This window comes from Bathymodiolus thermophilus thioautotrophic gill symbiont (assembly GCF_003711265.1).
Taxonomy (GTDB): domain Bacteria; phylum Pseudomonadota; class Gammaproteobacteria; order PS1; family Pseudothioglobaceae; genus Thiodubiliella.
This window is the reverse complement of sequence record NZ_CP024634.1, coordinates 2,737,255-2,754,459: the sequence shown is the minus strand read 5'-3', so window position 1 is coordinate 2,754,459 and position 17,205 is coordinate 2,737,255. Positions and strand designations below refer to the sequence as shown.

The following is a 17,205-nucleotide window of genomic DNA, read 5'->3' as shown; positions in this document are numbered from 1 at the left end:
TTTAGTTAGTTGTAGTAGTTTTTGCATGGTAGTCTTGTGGTGATGGCGCGCCCATTACCAAAGATTTCTTCTAGTTTTGCTACGCCATTCCAATTAACAATACCAATAGGCATAAATTAGCCTCTGCGATTAGCAATAAGGCTGTCGTCATATTTAGTAATGTCGGCTATTCTGGCAAGGCTTTAGTTGAATGCCTTGCTATCGTTGGGGCGCATTGCTGATTTATCAATTGAGCCCCCCTGCATTGCTGGTCAGTGATCGTAATTATTTCCTAAATTCCTCTTCTCATTTTTGATCGCCCTTGTCTTGTGTCAATAGGGCACTGGCACTTTGCCACATCCTCAGATCTAACTCATATATTCGGTGTGTGCTGTGTAATCGCCAGAGAGGAATTTTTTAGACTAAGGTTTTAGATGAATGAAAAAAAATTATTTTTTAAATTAGGGTGTTTTTTGTTGTTGTGTAGCGGATTTAGTCCAAGAACAGTAATTGATTGACTGAGGCTGGTTGATAATTTGAAATGTTTTGCGTATAATCATTCAATTGCTTGCTCTAAAGGAAGTTTGATATGTCATCACACGGAGATTTAGTGACGCAGTTCGCGGCTTTTAATTAGGTGTGGCCTTTAAACAGCCAATTCAGATCATCTAAGTGCGCTAATGGATAGGTATAGAAGGAAGATATTCCGAGACACCTTGGAGTATCATCTTTTTTTTGATAATGTAAAAACGATATAATTTTCGTAATTGGAGGTGTAGATGTTTAGTTTGTTAAGGTATTTATTAGTTTTGGTAGCTTTAGTATTGCAATCTTGTGGTGGTGAATCATCGCCAAATATTTCTTCTGGTTTCCTCTCTGCCGCTCCAATTGATAAGGCAAGTTGCGCTATTCATAAAATCACTGTAGCGGGTGCAAAAGGCGATAAACTAGCCTCTGCGATTAGCGACAAGGGTTTTGTTGAATTTAGCGATGTTGGCTATTCTGGCGAAGCTTTAATTGAATGTTCTGCTGGAAGTTATATTGATGAAGCGACAAACGCAGAAAAACAATCGCCAATGTTGCGAGTGGCACTTGATTTTGTCGAGGGTGAGAAATTTGCCATTACGCCATTGACTGAAATTGCCGTACAAGCTGACATTAATCTTAGTAATGTTATTAATGTTTATAATGGCGCAGTTTCCATGGCTTTTGGTTTGTCAGGAAAAAGTATCGCTTCAATTCTTCCTACAGATATTTACAAAACTAGTAGAACTGTTTTAGCCGATGACAGCGCTGGAGATTATGCAATGATTTTAGCAATGCTTTCAGAACTTGAAAGACAAGGCGTAAACGGGAACGATAGCCTTAGTAAAGTTATGGATTCACTCAAAGTTGATTTAATTGATAAAACATTAGAGCAAACAACTGCAAAAAAATTAGTGGCAGCACTTGATGGCTTAGATGACAAGTTTAAAAATATTAATGCTAATAAAATTAAAGCAAATATAATTGGCACGCCAGTTCTTACTAACTTATTGGGCAAAAGTTTGATTAGTGGCAGAGCGGTAACTTTTGCGTTTGGTAACACAGGTGGTGGTATCAATGGTTGTGGCGCTGATCCTAGTCTTCCCAGTGGTTTAACAATAGCACTTGTTAATAACAGTTGTGAAATCTCTGGCACACCAATTGTATTACAAGATGTTACAACTTACACCATTAAAGCCACTAATTTAACAGGTAATAGCACAGCCACGATTGATATTGGCGTTATTTTAGACACATCAAAAAACCTTGTAGCCGCCACAAGTGATAGTGCTGTTACTGTGGCTTGGGATGCAGTTCACGGAGCAACAGGGTATAAAATATATTATTCCCAAAATGAAATTAATGCATCCAATTTAGAGAGTAATGATGTCTCGTCAGTGCAAATATCATATGGCATTAGTGGAGTTGTTGACAACTTAACTAACGACACTTTATATTATTTTGTTATTACTGCAATAAAAGGTAACGCTGAAAGTTCTCTAAGTAGCATGATAACTGCCACCCCTGTGATCAATCCGTCACTTGCTAATTTACAAGACAAACATTTAATTCTTAATAGCGTTATCACGGCCTTTGCATTTGGCGAGGAAAATAGTGGTGCCGCTAGTAGTTGTAGCAGCAATCCTAGCCTTCCAAATGGCTTAACAGTAACCTCTGTTAGTGGCAGATGTCAAATTTCTGGCACACCAACTGCATTACAAGGTGTTGCAATTTACATTATTAAAGCCATCAATTCAACAGGTTATAGCACTGCCACGGTCAGTATCAGCGTTAATTTAGATACACCAAAAAACTTTACAGCCATTCAAGGTAATGCCACTGTTGCCTTAGCTTGGAGTGAAGTTAACGGAGCAACAGGCTATAAAATATATTACTCCCAAAATGCAATTAACGCATCTAACTTAGGCAGTGCTGGCGTCTCGTCAGTACAAGTATCTTCTGGTATTAGTGGAGCCGTTGACAACTTAACTAATGACACTTTATATTATTTTGTCATTACTGCAATAAAAGATGGCTTTGAAGGTTCTCCAAGTGCTATGGTCGCTACCACACCTACGAGCGAGCCGTCATTCGTTAATTTATCAGACAAACAGTTAATTCTTAATAGCAATGCAACCTTTGCATTTAGTAACACAGGTGGTAGCGCTAGTAGTTGTCGTAGTGAGCCCAGTCTTCCAAGTGGTTTAACAATAAAGCTTGTTAGTGGTAGTTGCGAAATCTCTGGTGCACCAACTGCATTACAAAACGCTACAATTTACACCATTAAAGCCACTAATGCAATGGGTGATCATACAGCCACGGTAAGCATCAGCGTTATTTTAGACACACCAAAAAACCTGACAGCCGCCAAAGGTGAAGATTTTGTTACTTTAACTTGGAGTGCAGTTGAAGGGGCGACAGGGTACCAAATATATCACGCTGAGGAAAGTTTTAGCGGTATTAGTCTGTCTAATTACGCTTCTTTAAACGGTGGTTCATTATTGCAAAATATTACCAACCATAGTAAAACCATTGATGGTCTAAGCAGTACAAAATACTATTTTGTTGTTACAGCCGTTAAAGACGCTTTTGAAAGTGGCAAATCTAATGAGGTAACCGCTACCCCCAAAATAGAAGCGACATCAACTGGGGCGCTCAACGATACAGGCATAACTTGGGGTGGGAACGAGTTATCAGGTAACAATAACGCCTGCACGGGTGTAGAAATATCGGCACAAGACTGTTCACATGGACGAGATGCTCAGGCAGTCGCTGGCACCTTGACAAAAGTGGGTGGTGGTGAAGCAGGATTTGATTTCACCAAGCTCGGCAGTACAGGCAATGTGTTAAGCGTTCAAGATGCAACATGGACAGCAGATGGCACAGAAAGTGCTGGCACTAAATGGTCTTGTGTGCGAGACAATGTAACAGGATTGATTTGGGAGATAAAAACGAGTAATGGCAGTAAAGACAGCGATACTACTGATGGTACTCATACCAACATTCACCATAAAGATAATCTATATCGTTGGGGTGGAAAAACCGCACTTGGTAAAATTCGTGCCAACAGAGAAGGTCTTTATTATGATGATTGGACGGGCTTAGTTGATGGTACAAATACTGAAAATCTCTGTGGTGGTAATAATTGGCGTGTGCCGACTGTAGGGGAATTACGCTCAATTGCTAATTTATCAACTGAAGTAGCAAATGCCAACGATCATCATTTCCCAAATATTGCCTCTAGCTTCTTTTGGTCATCTGTGCCTAATGCTCAGAACTCTGAGAGGGCGTGGCTCTTAGGTTTTACCTATGGTAGGAATTCTGTCGATGTTCGCAATAAGTTAAGAAGTGTTCGTTTGGTGTATTTTAAGCAGTGATTTTTTATTTTAATCTTATGAGACCTTTGCATAAATTATGAATAATCATCAAAAAACCGCTTTTCTTCCATTTGGCAATTATTCCAACGATCCCCAGCAATCCCCTAAGGTAAACCTAGCCTTGGTTCTGTTGAGACAAGGGTTAAGAAAATTACCAATTTGGCAGACATTGAATTTTGTTAATCCATATTTATGCAAAGGTCTGATGATGACTCATCAAAAAATATTTACTACTGATCGTGATATAACACGCTTAGTTGAGATAGAAGGTGGGGTTAAAAATTTCGTTATTTGCTTTGTTTTAAAAAGACAGTTTGCACAAGTTTTTACAATATTTACAGCAATTAATAAAGAGTAGTCAAAATGGTTTTATGCAATTGTATATGCACTTTATTAATGAGCAAGATTATCGGCATAATCGACTTAAAAATCGAAAACTCCGTTTATTATTCACCTATAACTAAGGACACAATATGAAAAAAACAATTTTATTTTTAACAATCAACATTATATTTTTAACCACCAGTTATGTGTTGGCTCAAACCTGCACGAATTATACTTTCGACAGGTGGAAAGATAGCAGGTACACCGATAATAAAGATGGAACGATTACTGATAAACAAACCAATTTAATGTGGAAAAAATGTTCCGAAGGCTTATTCTTTCTAGCAAGAAGTAATGACTGTAGGAGCGCAGCCCTACCATTCACTTGGAAAGAAGCATTAGAAACAAGCAAAAAGGTAATCAATAGTACGAACAATAGTAATTTTGCAAATCATAACGATTGGCGCTTGCCAAATATAAAGGAACTGGGCTCTTTAGTTTCGAATCGCTGCTTTAATCCTAGTATTAATGAGACTATTTTTCCAAGTACACCTTCCAATGTCTTTTGGTCATCCTCTCCTGGTTCGGGTTCAAGATCATGGCAGGTAAATTTTAATAGTGCTAACGATACATCAGGCCATCGTACTGCTGTAAGTTCAAAAGGTTATGTTCGTTTAGTGCGCTTTGTACAGTGATTTTTTTCTTTTATTCTGAGACTTTTGTATAAATACGAATAACGCTATTTATTTTATTAGAGACCTTTGTATAAATATGGATGATCATCAAGAATCCACTTTTCACCCATTTGGTAATTTTTTAAACCCAGCCTTAGCCCTGCTAGGACAAGGTTTAAGGAAATTACCAATTGGGCAAAAATTGAATTTTGCTAATCATCCATATTTATGCAAAGGTCTCTATTGGTTTTAACAAATAAAGAGCGGGTGATTTTTAGATAAAAATTTTAGAAAAATGAGACCAGCAAATGAAAAAAAATTATCTTTTAAAATGGAGTTTTTTTTGTGCAGTGGCGTTTCAATCCAAAAATAGCAAACGATTAACAAGGTAGAAATTTAGGATTTTAGGGTTGGGTTGATAATTTGAAAAGTTTTGCGTATAATCATTCAATTTTGTTCTAAAAGGAAGTTTAATATGTCGTCACGCAGAAATTTAGCAAATGCAATTCGTGCTTTAAGCATGGATGCAGTTCAAAAAGCCAATTCAGGTCATCCAGGTGCCCCAATGGGTATGGCAGATATTGCCGAAGTGCTTTGGAATGATCATCTAAAATACAATCCCACAAATTCTAGTTGGGCAGATCGCGACCGTTTTGTATTATCAAATGGACATGGGTCAATGTTGATTTATTCATTGTTGCATCTTACGGGTTTTGAATTGAGTATAGACGATATTAAAGATTTTCGTCAGTTACATTCAAAGACAGCAGGACATCCTGAATATGGTTATGCTGATGGCATTGAGACAACGACAGGCCCCTTAGGGCAAGGTGTTACCAATGCGGTTGGCATGGCAATTGCAGAGCGCACTTTAGCGGCACAATTTAACAAGCCAGGTCATGAAATTGTTAACCATAATACTTATGTCTTTATGGGTGATGGTTGTTTGATGGAAGGCCTATCGCACGAATCTTGTGCAATGGCAGGAACATTAGGCTTGGGTAAATTGATGGCATTTTGGGATGATAATGATATTTCAATTGATGGCCACATTGGCGATTGGATGGAAAAAGGCGTTCCAGGTCGTTTTAAATCTTATGATTGGCATGTGGTTGCCGTTGATGGCCATGATGCAGATGCAATTAATAAAGCGATTGAAGAGGCGAAAGCAGTGACTGATAAGCCAAGTTTGATTTGTTGTAAAACAACCATTGGTTTTGGCTCGCCAAACCTTGCAGGCACACATGATTGTCATGGTGCACCTTTAGGTGATGAAGAAATCGCAGCAACGCGCAAGCAATTAGGTTGGGAGCATGCACCGTTTGAAATTCCTGCTGATGTTTATGCAGGTTGGGATCATAAGGCACAGGGTGCGATAGATGAAAGTGTTTGGAATGACAAATTTGCCGCTTATCAGGCTGAGTTTCCAGCAGAAGCGGCTGAGTTTGAGCGGCGTATGGCGGGTGATTTGCCAGCTAACTTTGAAGTTGAAATGGATAAGTTTATTGCTGCAACACAAGAAGAAATGCCAAATATCGCTTCTAGACAAGCCTCACAAAGAGCGATTGAGGCAATGGGTCCATTGTTACCAGAGATGTTCGGTGGATCTGCAGACTTAACAGGTTCAAACTTGACGAACTGGTCAGGTACTGTGAAAGTCAACAAAGAGAATGCAAATGGCAATTATCTTTCATGGGGTGTGCGTGAATTTGGCATGGCACATATGATGAATGGCATGGTTTTGCACGGTGGTTTTAAAGTTTACGGCGCAACTTTCTTTATGTTTATGGAATTTATGCGTAACGCCTTGCGTATGTCATCCCTTATGAAAATCGGTACAATTTATGTTTATACACATGATTCTATTGGCTTAGGTGAAGATGGACCCACACACCAACCCGTTGAACAGTTGGCAACCATTAGAATGATTCCGGGTTTTCAAACTTGGAGAGGTTGCGATGCAATTGAATCCGCAGTTTCTTGGAAAGTTGCAATGATGAGAGGTGATGCACCAACGGCGTTAATCTTCTCAAGACAAGCGTTAACGCCCATGGAAAGAACGGCTGAACAAGTGAAGAACATTGAAAAAGGAGGCTATGTATTGCAAGACTGTGATGGCACAGCAGATATTATTCTAATTTCAACAGGTTCTGAAGTATCGTTAGCAGTTGAAAGTGCAAAAGCAATGACCGATAAGAAGGTGCGTATTGTTTCCATGCCTTCAACAGATGCATTTGATGCACAAGACAAAGCGTACCGAGATTCTGTATTAACGGTAGGTGTTAAACGGGTTGCCATTGAAGCAGGCGTTGGCGATGCATGGTATAAATATGTTGGCTTAGAAGGTGGGTTGGTTTGCATGACAACATTCGGCGAAAGCGCACCAGCAGGACAGTTATTTAAAGAATTTGGCTTTACAGTGGACAATGTTGTTAAAACTGTGAATGAAGTTTTGGCGTAATTTATATATTATATAGGAGTAAGTAAAATGGCAATTAAAGTAGGTATTAATGGTTTTGGTCGTATTGGTCGCATGGTTTTTCGTGCAATTAAAAAGGATTTTCCAGAATTAGAAGTAGTCGGTATTAACGACTTATTAGACAATGATTATTTAGCGTATATGCTTAAGTATGATACGGCACAAGGTCGTTTTGATGGCACTGTTGAAGTTGAGGGTGATAATTTTGTTATTGATGGCAAGAAAATTCGTCTTTCTGCTGAGCGCAACCCAGCGGATCTTAAATGGGGCGATATTGATGTAGATGTTGCTATTGACTGTACAGGTTTTTTCTTAACTGAAGAGTCTTGTCAAGCACACATTGATGCTGGCGCTAAAAAAGTGGTTCAATCAGCACCTGCTAAAGACAGTACACCTATGTTTGTGTATGGCGTTAACCATGATGCTTATGACGGTCAATCTATTGTTTCAGCAGCTTCTTGCACCACTAACTGCTTGGCGCCAATTGCTAAGATTATCAATGATAATTGGGGTCTTAAGCGTGGATTAATGACAACAGTTCATGCTTCAACAGCAACACAAAAAACCGTTGACGGCCCTTCAATGAAAGATTGGAGAGGAGGTCGTGCGGTATTTGAGAACATTATTCCTTCATCAACAGGTGCTGCTAAAGCGGTTGGTATTGTATTGCCGGAATTAAATGGCAAACTAACAGGCATGGCTTTCCGTATCCCTTCAGTTGATGTTTCCGTGGTTGATTTAACTTGTGAATTAGACAAGAGCGTTTCTTATGAAGAAATTTGCGCAACCATTAAAACAGCGTCAGAAACTACTATGAAAGGCACGCTACAATACACAGAAGACATGGTTGTATCTAGTGATTTCCGTGGTGTTAGTGCTTCTTCAATTTTTGATGCGAATGCGGGTATTGCACTTGATGATACTTTTGTGAAGTTGGTTTCTTGGTATGACAATGAATATGGTTACACTTGCAATATGTTGCGTTTAGTTCAACATATCGCTTAACGCTCATGAAAAAACTTTTTCTTTTTAGCATTGTACTAATAAGCCTAAACTCATACGGCTATTTATCCACTTCTACTACTGAGAGCAAAGTAAGTAGTCAACTACAGGGGGAACCATTAAGGAAGAAATTGTATGAAATAATAGGCAAACACAAGGTTTTAAGTTATAAAGAGTTATGGAAGGCATTTAAAAAAACTGATCCATTGCCCAATCAGCCAGATAAAGTGTTTGATATTTATTCGTATAAGAAGGGTAAGTTACCGTATGTTTATAAGCTCTTTACTGATCAATGTGGTCATTATAAAAAAGAAGGCGACTGTTATAACAGAGAACATTCTTTTCCAAAAACTTGGTGGGGCGGTAGTTTACACAAGCCAATGGCTACGGATTTATTTCACATATACCCGACAGATGGGTTTGTGAATAATATGCGTGCCGCTTATCCTTATGCAGAAGTTGATCCAAAAAATGCAAAGCGCTCTCTGAGTGGGTCTTTGGTAGGAAAGGCAAAAAATAAACACTTAAAAGGCATATTTTTTGAGCCAGTTAATGAGTTCAAAGGAGATCTTGCTAGAGGATATTTTTACTTACTTACTGCTTATTATGACAAAGTTCAAAATTGGTCCTCGCCTATATTAAAAGGGAATAACTTTACGCCGTGGGCACAAAAGATATTGCTTAAATGGCACAAGCAAGATCCAGTGAGTGATAAAGAAATAAAACGCAATAAGCAGATTATGGCAATACAAGGAAATTACAACCCTTTTATTATGAGTCCTGGATTGGTTAAAAAAATATGGAAGGATAATTTATGATTATAAATTTAGAAGAGTTGGAATTAAGCGGTAAAAAAGTACTGATTCGTCAGGATTTAAATGTACCTATTAAAGATGGCGTAGTAACAAGCGATAAACGCATCAAAGCGTCATTACCAACCATTGAAATGGCAATCAAACAAGGTGCCAAAGTAATGTTAATGTCACATCGTGGTCGCCCCACAGAAGGCAAATCAAGTGATGAATTTACTTTGCAACCAGTGGCTGAGCGCCTCAGTCAGTTGTTAAATATTACTGTGCGCCTAGAGAAAGATTGGCTAGACGGTATTGAAATGCAAGATGGCGAAGTCGTACTGTGTGAAAATGTGCGTTTTAATGTGGGTGAAATGTCAAATGATGAGGCATTGTCTAAACGAATGGCAGCGATGTGCGATATTTTTGCAATGGATGCATTTGGCACCGCACACCGTGCGCAAGCTTCAACACATGGCGTGGCTAAATATGCGCCAATTGCTTGTTCGGGTCCATTGTTGTCAGGTGAATTAGAAGCACTTGGTAAGGCATTAGACAATCCAAAGCGTCCAATGGTAGCAATTGTTGGTGGCTCTAAGGTGTCAACCAAGTTAACAGTCTTAGAATCTTTGTCTAAAATCGTTGATCAATTGGTTGTTGGTGGCGGTATTGCCAATACTTTTATTGCAGCACAAGGCCATAATATTGGTAAATCATTGTGTGAAAACGATTTAATTCCAACAGCAAAAAAATTGATGGAAGATTGTGAAATTCCAGTACCCACTGATGTGGTTTGTGGCAAGGAGTTTTCAGAGACCGCTAAGGCTGAAACCAAAGCATCAGTTGCCGTTGTTGATGACGATATGATTTTTGATATTGGCCCTGATTCTGCTCAGCAATTGGCTGAGATTATGAAAAATGCAGGAACAATCGTTTGGAATGGCCCAGTAGGCGTGTTTGAATTTGACCAATTTGCTGGCGGTACCAAAACATTAGGTATGGCAATTGCTGAATCTGATGCATTTTCAATTGCTGGCGGTGGCGACACTTTGGCAGCAGTTGACAAATACGGTATTGAAGACAAAATCAGCTATATTTCAACGGGTGGCGGTGCTTTTTTAGAATTTCTAGAAGGTAAAAAACTGCCAGCAGTAGAAATTTTAGAACAAAGAGCATCGGAGTAGCCCTTGCTAAGAAGAACCAAAATACTAGCAACGCTTGGTCCAGCAACGGATAAGCCTGGTGTCTTAGAGAGCGTTTTAGCAGCAGGTGCTAATGTTGTGCGCATTAATTTTTCCCATGGCTCAGAAGAAGAGCATTTAGCCCGTGTTAAAGCGGTGCGCAATTGGGCGCATGTGAATAATACTTATGTGGGAATTTTGATGGACTTACAAGGGCCAAAAATTCGCATTGCCAGCTTTAAAGACGGTATAAAAATCACATTAAATGTTGGCGATAAGTTTGCACTTGATGCAGATATGGACAACACTTCTGGCAACCAAGATGCCGTTGGTATTGCTTATAAAACCTTGCCACAAGAAGTCAAAGAAGGCAATATTTTATTGCTAGACGATGGCAAAATTGTGCTAGAAGTGACCAACATCAATGGCAATAAAATCAATACTGTGGTTACGCAAGGTGGCATACTTTCGGACAAGAAAGGGCTTAACCTTCGTGGTGGTGGCTTGTCCGCTGATGCATTAACTGAAAAAGACAAAAAAGACATTGTAACAGCCGCTAAAGCAAAAGCAGATTATGTAGCTTTGTCCTTCCCAGTCAGTGGTGACGATGTGCGCCTTACTAAAAAGTTATTGAAAGCGGCAGGCTCTGATGCAGGCGTGATTTCAAAAATTGAGCGTGCTGAGTCTTTGGTGGAAGAAGTCATTAACGATATTATTCAAGAATCAGCAGGCATCATGGTTGCACGCGGCGATTTAGGAGTCGAAATTGGTGACCCACAATTACCCGCACAACAAAAACGCTTGATTAAATTAGCCAGATCAAATGACCGCATTGTCATTACCGCAACTCAAATGTTAGAATCAATGATTCACAGTCCAATTCCAACGCGTGCAGAAGTGTTTGATGTGGCAAATGCTGTGTTAGATGGCACCGATGCAGTTATGTTATCTGCTGAAACAGCAGCAGGCGATTACCCAGAGAATGCAGTAAGAACGATGCATGATGTTTGCGTAGAAACTGAGAAAAGCCCAACTGCAAAAGTTTCACATCATCGCCTACATGAGTGTTTCGATCATATTGATGAAACCATTGCCATGAGTTCAATGTATGCCGCCAATCATTTAGGCGTTAAAGTTGTAGTGGCACTTACTGACAGTGGAAAAACACCGTTATGGATGTCACGCATGAGTTCTAATATTTCAATTTATGCCATGAGTGATAGCGTTGCCACTTTGCGCAAAACAACACTTTATCGTGGCGTTTATCCTTGTGGTATTGACAAGATGAATGACGCAGAATGGGAAAAGGTTAACGGCAGGGTGGTTAGCATATTGGAAGAGAAGAATATTGTCGAAGAAGGCGATATGATAATATTAACCAAAGGAATGCATGTTAATCAATCGGGCGGCACTAATCTGATGAAGATCTTACGCGTTGGTGATGATGATTTATAAGGGTAAAGCAGTATAAAAAGTGTGTTATTGTTGGTAAGTAAACAAGTAACATTCAACATTTGATTTAAGTAAAAAAACAAGGAGAAAGAAATATGTTAATTTCATTAAGAGAATTATTAGACCACGCAGCAGAAAACAATTACGGTATGCCAGCGTTTAATGTGAACAATATGGAGCAAGTCCATGCCATTATGCAAGCAGCAGACAAAACCAATAGCCCCGTTATTATGCAAGGTTCTGCTGGTGCAAGAGGCTATGCAGGCGAACCATTTTTGCGTCATTTAATCATTGCAGCAACTGAGATGTATCCACATATTCCCGTGGTAATGCACCAAGACCATGGTAGCGAGCCAGCAGTATGTTTGCGTTCAATTCAATCAGGTTTTTCATCAGTTATGATGGACGGTTCTTTAGAAGCAGATTGCAAGACACCAGCCTCATTTGAATACAATGTCGCAGTAACTAAAGAAGTGGTCAAAATGGCACACGCTGGTGGTGTTTCTGTTGAAGGCGAGTTAGGTTGTTTAGGTTCATTAGAAACAGGTGAAATGGGCGAAGAAGACGGACATGGTGCTGAAGGCAAACTAGACCTTGATTTGTTACTAACTTCAGTTGAAGAAGCCGCTGATTTTGTGAGAGAAACGAATGTTGACGCATTGGCAATTGCCATTGGAACTTCGCACGGTGCTTACAAATTTACCAAAGAGCCAGATGGCGAAATCTTGCGTATTGACCGCATTAAAGAAATTCACCAGCGTTTACCAAATACACACTTAGTTATGCACGGTTCTTCTTCAGTGCCACAAGAGTGGTTAGAAATCATCAACTCACACGGTGGCGATATGGGGCAAACTTATGGCGTGCCAGTAAGCGAAATTCAAGAAGGCATTAAAAACGGCGTGCGCAAAGTAAATATTGACACTGATTTACGCATGGCTTCTACAGGTGCAGTTCGCAAGCACTTGATTGAAAACACCGCAAACTTTGATCCACGCAAATTCTTAAAAGAAGCAACCAATGCGATGAGTGATATTTGTGCTGCTCGCTTTGAGGCTTTTGGTTCAGCAGGCAATGCCGATAAAATCAAAGTATCTTCATTAGACACAATGAGCCAAAGATATTTATCTGGTGAGTTGGATGCAAAAATCAAATAGTTTGATTAAGAAGTTTGTTGCAAGTATAGATTGTACTTGCAATGTGGATGCATTTTAATGGGAGAGTTATATGGTTTATTCGGCGATAACTATTGCTAATAAATTTATTGATTTAGCCAAAGATAAGGGTAAGTATTTAACTAATATGCAATTACAAAAGATGGTTTATATTGCACATGGATATAATTTAGCGCTTAGAGGTACTAAACTGTACTATGAAGATACTAGGGCTTGGAATTTTGGGCCTGTCGTGCCAGAACTTTATGAACAGTTGCGACAGTATGGCTCTAATGAGGTGACAAAAAGTATAGGTTCTGATAATGCAGAAGAGCTTGATGAAGATAGTTTGGAGATTGTCAAAGCTGTGTATGAAAATTATAAGCAATATAGTGGCATGCAATTATCAAATTTAACACATAAAGAGAATACTCCTTGGAGTAAATCTTGGAAAAACAATAAATATGGCGTAATTCCTGCTGACGATATATATGAGTCTTATAAGAATAATCGTGTTTAATTGATAATTATGGTTGATTATTATAAACTTATACAAGAAAGAATAGAAAAGTCGCAGAACATAGAGCCCCAAAGTGAAGCCCAAGGGTCAGAGCAAGATCTTTCTGAATCTTTAAGTTCTAAAAAAGAAAGACAAGAGTTAAAGCACAAAAATAACAAACACGAACTCGCAGTTGAAATATACAAAAAACTGTTTTGGGCTATTTGTGTTTATATTCTTTTAGTATTTTTCTTGCTCACTGGGAATGAACATTATTTTCAACTTAAGGGCTCAGTATTAATTGCTTTATTAAGCACAACTACTGCAAATATTTTGGGTGTGTTTTATATAGCCTCTAAGTGGCTTTATGAAACAAATGAATAAGTAGTTCTCAGTTGTCATAATTGACGATGGGCACGCGCAGGTACCGAGGTGACGCTTGCTTTTGCTTACATGGGTAAAGACTTTGTTGATTTCTCATAACATTGAAATCCTAGCGTAAATGAGCATTGGTAAAGGGCATTTGGTCAAAGATGGATTGAGCAATTGATACAGTTTTGCACGCTAAATATCTCCAATAAGCCTGTGATGAGCATTGTCAAGGAAGCCATTCATTGTGTCTTAGAAAATCAGAAAGTTTATCGCCGTTTCAACAAGCGCTTTTCTAGGGGGGCTTAGATTGAGTTACCCATTATTTAAAAACCTTACTATAATGTAAGGAACTGTTTTTAAGTAGGAAGTGTTGTTATGTCATTAGCCACTATTAGTAGTGAAGGACAGATTACTATAATCAAAAGTATTTGCGATCTTTTTCGTTTAAATTTTGGTAATAAAATTGAAGTTTTGCCAAAAAATGGCGAGGCAATTATGTGTCCTATTTCAAGACCGTTGATAAGATGCTTTGCAAGTTAAAGCGTTTTAAGTAGTTTCTTTCTGTGGAAGAAATGAAAGAGCGGAATTATATGTGCCAATGTTGGTTATTATTGAGTTAATTTGGGTGTTTGAATCTGTTTACAAATTTGAACGCACTGAGATTTTACAAACCTTGTCGGATTTGACGCTAATGCCTATTTTTAAGTTTGAAAATTTATCAGTCATTCAGGCCTGCATTCAGGATGCACAAAGCACAAAGTTTGATTTATCAGACTTACTAATTGCCCATTCTGCTGAAAAGTTTGGCATTCAATCGGTATTAACATTTGACAACAAAGTCGCTAAACATAAATTATTTCAATGGGTGGAAGCATGAATAAAAATTATTCCGTCATTATCATTGGCGGTGGACACGCAGGCACCGAAGCGGCACTTGCGTCTGCTCGTATGGGGGTGAAGACTTTGTTGATTTCTCACAACATTGAAACCTTGGGGCAAATGAGTTGTAATCCTGCAATTGGTGGGATTGGCAAAGGGCATTTGGTCAAGGAGATTGATGCCATGGGTGGGGTGATGGCTCGTGCCATTGATAAGGCTGGGATACAGTTCCGCACGCTGAATGCTTCCAAAGGGCCTGCGGTGCGTGCCACTAGGGCGCAAGCAGATAGGGTGCTGTATAAAGCAGCCATTCGTTATGCTTTAGAAAATCAGGAGAATTTATCATTATTTCAACAGGCAGTTGATGATTTAATCATTGAAAATAATGTGATTAAGGGCATTAAAACCCAGATGGGCTTGAATTTTCTTGCTGATAAAGTGGTGCTGACGACAGGCACTTTTTTGGGGGGCATTATCCACATTGGGCAAAGCAATTTTCAAGGTGGACGAGCAGGCGATGCGCCTTCTAATCCATTGTCCAAAACTCTTCGTGCTTATGATTTAGGCGTGGGTCGATTAAAAACAGGCACACCGCCCAGGCTTGACGGCCGCACTATTGATTTTAGCGTGCTACAAGAACAACCCGGCGACACCCCGTTACCCACTTTTTCTTTTATGGGAAAAGCGAGCGACCATCCACAGCAAATCCCTTGCTATATCACCCATACCAACGAAAAAGCGCACGATTTTATTCGCGATGGTTTAAAAGATTCACCCATGTATACAGGCAATATTGAAGGCATTGGCCCAAGGTATTGCCCATCAATCGAAGACAAAGTGGTGCGTTTTGCCCAGCGAGATTCGCATCAAATCTTCGTTGAACCGGAAGGGCTAACGACCCATGAAGTCTATCCAAACGGGGTTTCCACTTCCTTGCCTTACGAAGTACAATGCAATTTTATACAATCAATCAAAGGCTTTGAAAATGCACAAATTATACGCCCCGGCTATGCCATTGAATACGACTTCTTCGACCCTAGAGGATTAAAGCAAACGCTGGAAGTAAAGAAAATATCAGGCCTGTATTTTGCAGGGCAAATTAACGGCACAACAGGTTATGAAGAAGCAGCAGCACAAGGTCTGTTGGCAGGTGTTAATGCCGCCTGTGCCGTGCAGGAAAAAGCCCCTTGGCACCCAAAACGTGATGAATCTTATATTGGCGTAATGGTAGATGATTTGATCACCAAAGGCACAAACGAACCGTATCGAATGTTTACCTCTCGTGCCGAATACCGCTTGTTATTAAGAGAAGATAACGCCGATGAACGCCTCACTCCCAAAGGCAGAGCGTTGGGGCTCGTAGATGATGAACAATGGACAGCCTTTGAGGCTAAATATGTAGCAGTTGCAGCAGAAAAACAACGCCTAAAAACCACTTGGATTCAAGCCAACGATACGCAAGCAAGCGAAATACTGGGGAAATTGAACCACGAATACTCTTTGTTGGAATTGTTAAAACGACCAAAAGTAGATTATCAAATTTTAAGTCAAATTGCATCAGGAAAGCCTTTTTTGCATGACACAACTTTGATTGCCGTGGTAGAAAATCAAATCAAATACGCCGGTTACATCAAACGCCAATTAGAAGAAATTGAAAAATATCGCAAAAACGAAAACACCCTTTTGCCAGAAACCATGGATTATAGCGCCATCAAAGCATTGTCTGCCGAAGTCATACAAAAACTTAACGACCATCAACCAGAAACCATTGGCCAAGCCAGCCGACTTCAAGGCATTACCCCCGCCTCTATTTCTATTTTATTGGTGTATTTAAAAACCTATAAACGATGAAAGAACTCCTCATACAAGGTGCAAAAGAGATGCACATCGCACTTAACGATGCTCAAGCAAGCGCACTCATTCATTATCTAGAATTGATTATAAAATGGAACAAAACTTACAACCTAAGCGCAATTCGCACGATGGAAGTCGGCGTTAAAAAACACTTGCTAGACAGTTTATCCATCGTGCCATTTATCGACCAATCGCCATTGCTTGATGTAGGCTCAGGCGCAGGATTACCAGGGATTGTACTCAGCATTATGAAGCCCGACCTTGCCGTGAGTGTGCTGGATACAGTAGGCAAGAAATGCCGATTTATGCAATTTGTAAAAAGCCAGTTGGCGCTCAAAAATTTGTCTGTGATAAATGCACGAGTTGAAGCATTTAACCCACAACAATGTTTTGGTCAAATCACCTCCAGAGCATTTGCAGAAGTGGACAAAACTTTAAACTTAACCCAACATTTGTTATGCGATAATGGACATTATTTGCTAATGAAAGGCGCAAATGCCAAACAAGAAACACCGCCCAAAGAGGCTGAAATTTATCAACTGTCTGTCCCTTGGGTTTCAGACCAACGATTTTTAATTAAAATGAAACCTTTGCACAAGTATGAATAATTATCAAAAATCCACTGTTTACCCACCATTCATATTTATACCAAGGTCTCAAAAA

The 17,205-nt window shown here is 39.4% G+C and carries 15 protein-coding genes; all 15 read left to right on the top strand.

What is annotated here, in order from left to right:
- Nucleotides 1-758: 758 nt before the first annotated feature.
- The 15 genes from MS2017_RS10425 (at nucleotide 759) to rsmG (ending at nucleotide 17,150) form a co-directional block, all read left to right on the top strand.
- On the top strand, nucleotides 759-3,881 hold the full coding sequence (locus tag MS2017_RS10425) for an Lcl domain-containing protein (RefSeq protein ID WP_122952144.1): 3,123 nt from the start codon (nucleotides 759-761) through the stop codon (nucleotides 3,879-3,881).
- 37 nt (nucleotides 3,882-3,918) lie between these two features.
- Entirely contained in the window at nucleotides 3,919-4,239 is a 321-nt protein-coding gene (locus tag MS2017_RS10420) for a hypothetical protein (RefSeq protein ID WP_122952143.1), read from the top strand.
- A 115-nt stretch (nucleotides 4,240-4,354) separates the two neighbouring features.
- Nucleotides 4,355-4,900 carry an Lcl C-terminal domain-containing protein gene (locus tag MS2017_RS10415; RefSeq protein WP_122952142.1) on the top strand — a complete coding sequence of 182 codons (546 nt, stop codon included), beginning with the start codon at nucleotides 4,355-4,357 and terminating at the stop codon, nucleotides 4,898-4,900.
- A gap of 76 nt (nucleotides 4,901-4,976) precedes the next feature.
- Nucleotides 4,977-5,132 (top strand): hypothetical protein, encoded by a 156-nt coding sequence (locus MS2017_RS11575; RefSeq protein ID WP_158009292.1) that lies wholly within the window; start codon nucleotides 4,977-4,979, stop codon nucleotides 5,130-5,132.
- 222 nt (nucleotides 5,133-5,354) lie between these two features.
- The gene (gene tkt / locus MS2017_RS10410; protein ID WP_122952141.1) at nucleotides 5,355-7,340 is read left to right on the top strand and encodes a transketolase; all 1,986 of its coding nucleotides are present in this window, start codon (nucleotides 5,355-5,357) and stop codon (nucleotides 7,338-7,340) included.
- 27 nt (nucleotides 7,341-7,367) lie between these two features.
- Complete coding sequence (gene gap, locus MS2017_RS10405) at nucleotides 7,368-8,363, top strand: type I glyceraldehyde-3-phosphate dehydrogenase (RefSeq protein ID WP_071564144.1); 996 nt, start codon at nucleotides 7,368-7,370, stop codon at nucleotides 8,361-8,363.
- 5 nt (nucleotides 8,364-8,368) lie between these two features.
- Nucleotides 8,369-9,178, top strand: coding sequence for an HNH endonuclease signature motif containing protein (locus MS2017_RS10400; protein ID WP_084032320.1), 810 nt, complete (start codon nucleotides 8,369-8,371; stop codon nucleotides 9,176-9,178).
- The gene (locus tag MS2017_RS10395; protein ID WP_071564146.1) at nucleotides 9,175-10,335 is read left to right on the top strand and encodes a phosphoglycerate kinase; all 1,161 of its coding nucleotides are present in this window, start codon (nucleotides 9,175-9,177) and stop codon (nucleotides 10,333-10,335) included. Before MS2017_RS10400 ends, MS2017_RS10395 begins: the two co-directional genes overlap by 4 nt.
- 3 nt (nucleotides 10,336-10,338) lie before the next feature.
- Entirely contained in the window at nucleotides 10,339-11,787 is a 1,449-nt protein-coding gene (pyk, locus tag MS2017_RS10390; protein WP_122952140.1) for a pyruvate kinase, read from the top strand.
- A 92-nt stretch (nucleotides 11,788-11,879) separates the two neighbouring features.
- On the top strand, nucleotides 11,880-12,941 hold the full coding sequence (fba, locus tag MS2017_RS10385; RefSeq protein ID WP_122952139.1) for a class II fructose-bisphosphate aldolase: 1,062 nt from the start codon (nucleotides 11,880-11,882) through the stop codon (nucleotides 12,939-12,941).
- Nucleotides 12,942-13,011: 70 nt separating this feature from the next.
- Nucleotides 13,012-13,458 carry a Panacea domain-containing protein gene (locus MS2017_RS10380; protein ID WP_122952138.1) on the top strand — a complete coding sequence of 149 codons (447 nt, stop codon included), beginning with the start codon at nucleotides 13,012-13,014 and terminating at the stop codon, nucleotides 13,456-13,458.
- Nucleotides 13,459-13,467: 9 nt separating this feature from the next.
- A complete protein-coding gene (locus MS2017_RS10375) occupies nucleotides 13,468-13,821 on the top strand; it encodes a hypothetical protein (protein WP_122952137.1) in 354 nt (117 codons plus the stop codon).
- A 580-nt stretch (nucleotides 13,822-14,401) separates the two neighbouring features.
- Nucleotides 14,402-14,686 carry a PIN domain-containing protein gene (locus MS2017_RS10370; protein ID WP_257468797.1) on the top strand — a complete coding sequence of 95 codons (285 nt, stop codon included), beginning with the start codon at nucleotides 14,402-14,404 and terminating at the stop codon, nucleotides 14,684-14,686.
- Nucleotides 14,683-16,539: a tRNA uridine-5-carboxymethylaminomethyl(34) synthesis enzyme MnmG gene (mnmG, locus tag MS2017_RS10365; RefSeq protein ID WP_241156936.1), complete on the top strand. Its 1,857-nt coding sequence runs from the start codon at nucleotides 14,683-14,685 to the stop codon at nucleotides 16,537-16,539. Before MS2017_RS10370 ends, mnmG begins: the two co-directional genes overlap by 4 nt.
- A complete protein-coding gene (gene rsmG, locus MS2017_RS10360) occupies nucleotides 16,536-17,150 on the top strand; it encodes a 16S rRNA (guanine(527)-N(7))-methyltransferase RsmG (RefSeq protein WP_071563945.1) in 615 nt (204 codons plus the stop codon). The genes mnmG and rsmG overlap by 4 nt, the downstream gene beginning before the upstream one ends.
- Nucleotides 17,151-17,205: the final 55 nt, after the last annotated feature.

Excerpts from the sequence above, each read along its gene's own strand:
- mnmG (WP_241156936.1), top strand. The coding sequence starts at position 14,683 with ATGAATAAAAATTATTCCGTCATTATCATTGGCGGTGGACACGCAGGC.
- MS2017_RS10380 (WP_122952138.1), top strand. The coding sequence starts at position 13,012 with ATGGTTTATTCGGCGATAACTATTGCTAATAAATTTATTGATTTAGCC.
- gap (WP_071564144.1), top strand. The coding sequence starts at position 7,368 with ATGGCAATTAAAGTAGGTATTAATGGTTTTGGTCGTATTGGTCGCATG.
- MS2017_RS11575 (WP_158009292.1), top strand. The coding sequence starts at position 4,977 with ATGGATGATCATCAAGAATCCACTTTTCACCCATTTGGTAATTTTTTA.
- tkt (WP_122952141.1), top strand. The coding sequence starts at position 5,355 with ATGTCGTCACGCAGAAATTTAGCAAATGCAATTCGTGCTTTAAGCATG.
- MS2017_RS10375 (WP_122952137.1), top strand. The coding sequence starts at position 13,468 with ATGGTTGATTATTATAAACTTATACAAGAAAGAATAGAAAAGTCGCAG.
- MS2017_RS10395 (WP_071564146.1), top strand. The coding sequence starts at position 9,175 with ATGATTATAAATTTAGAAGAGTTGGAATTAAGCGGTAAAAAAGTACTG.
- MS2017_RS10415 (WP_122952142.1), top strand. The coding sequence starts at position 4,355 with ATGAAAAAAACAATTTTATTTTTAACAATCAACATTATATTTTTAACC.
- fba (WP_122952139.1), top strand. The coding sequence starts at position 11,880 with ATGTTAATTTCATTAAGAGAATTATTAGACCACGCAGCAGAAAACAAT.
- MS2017_RS10425 (WP_122952144.1), top strand. The coding sequence starts at position 759 with ATGTTTAGTTTGTTAAGGTATTTATTAGTTTTGGTAGCTTTAGTATTG.
- rsmG (WP_071563945.1), top strand. The coding sequence starts at position 16,536 with ATGAAAGAACTCCTCATACAAGGTGCAAAAGAGATGCACATCGCACTT.
- MS2017_RS10400 (WP_084032320.1), top strand. The coding sequence starts at position 8,369 with ATGAAAAAACTTTTTCTTTTTAGCATTGTACTAATAAGCCTAAACTCA.
- MS2017_RS10420 (WP_122952143.1), top strand. The coding sequence starts at position 3,919 with ATGAATAATCATCAAAAAACCGCTTTTCTTCCATTTGGCAATTATTCC.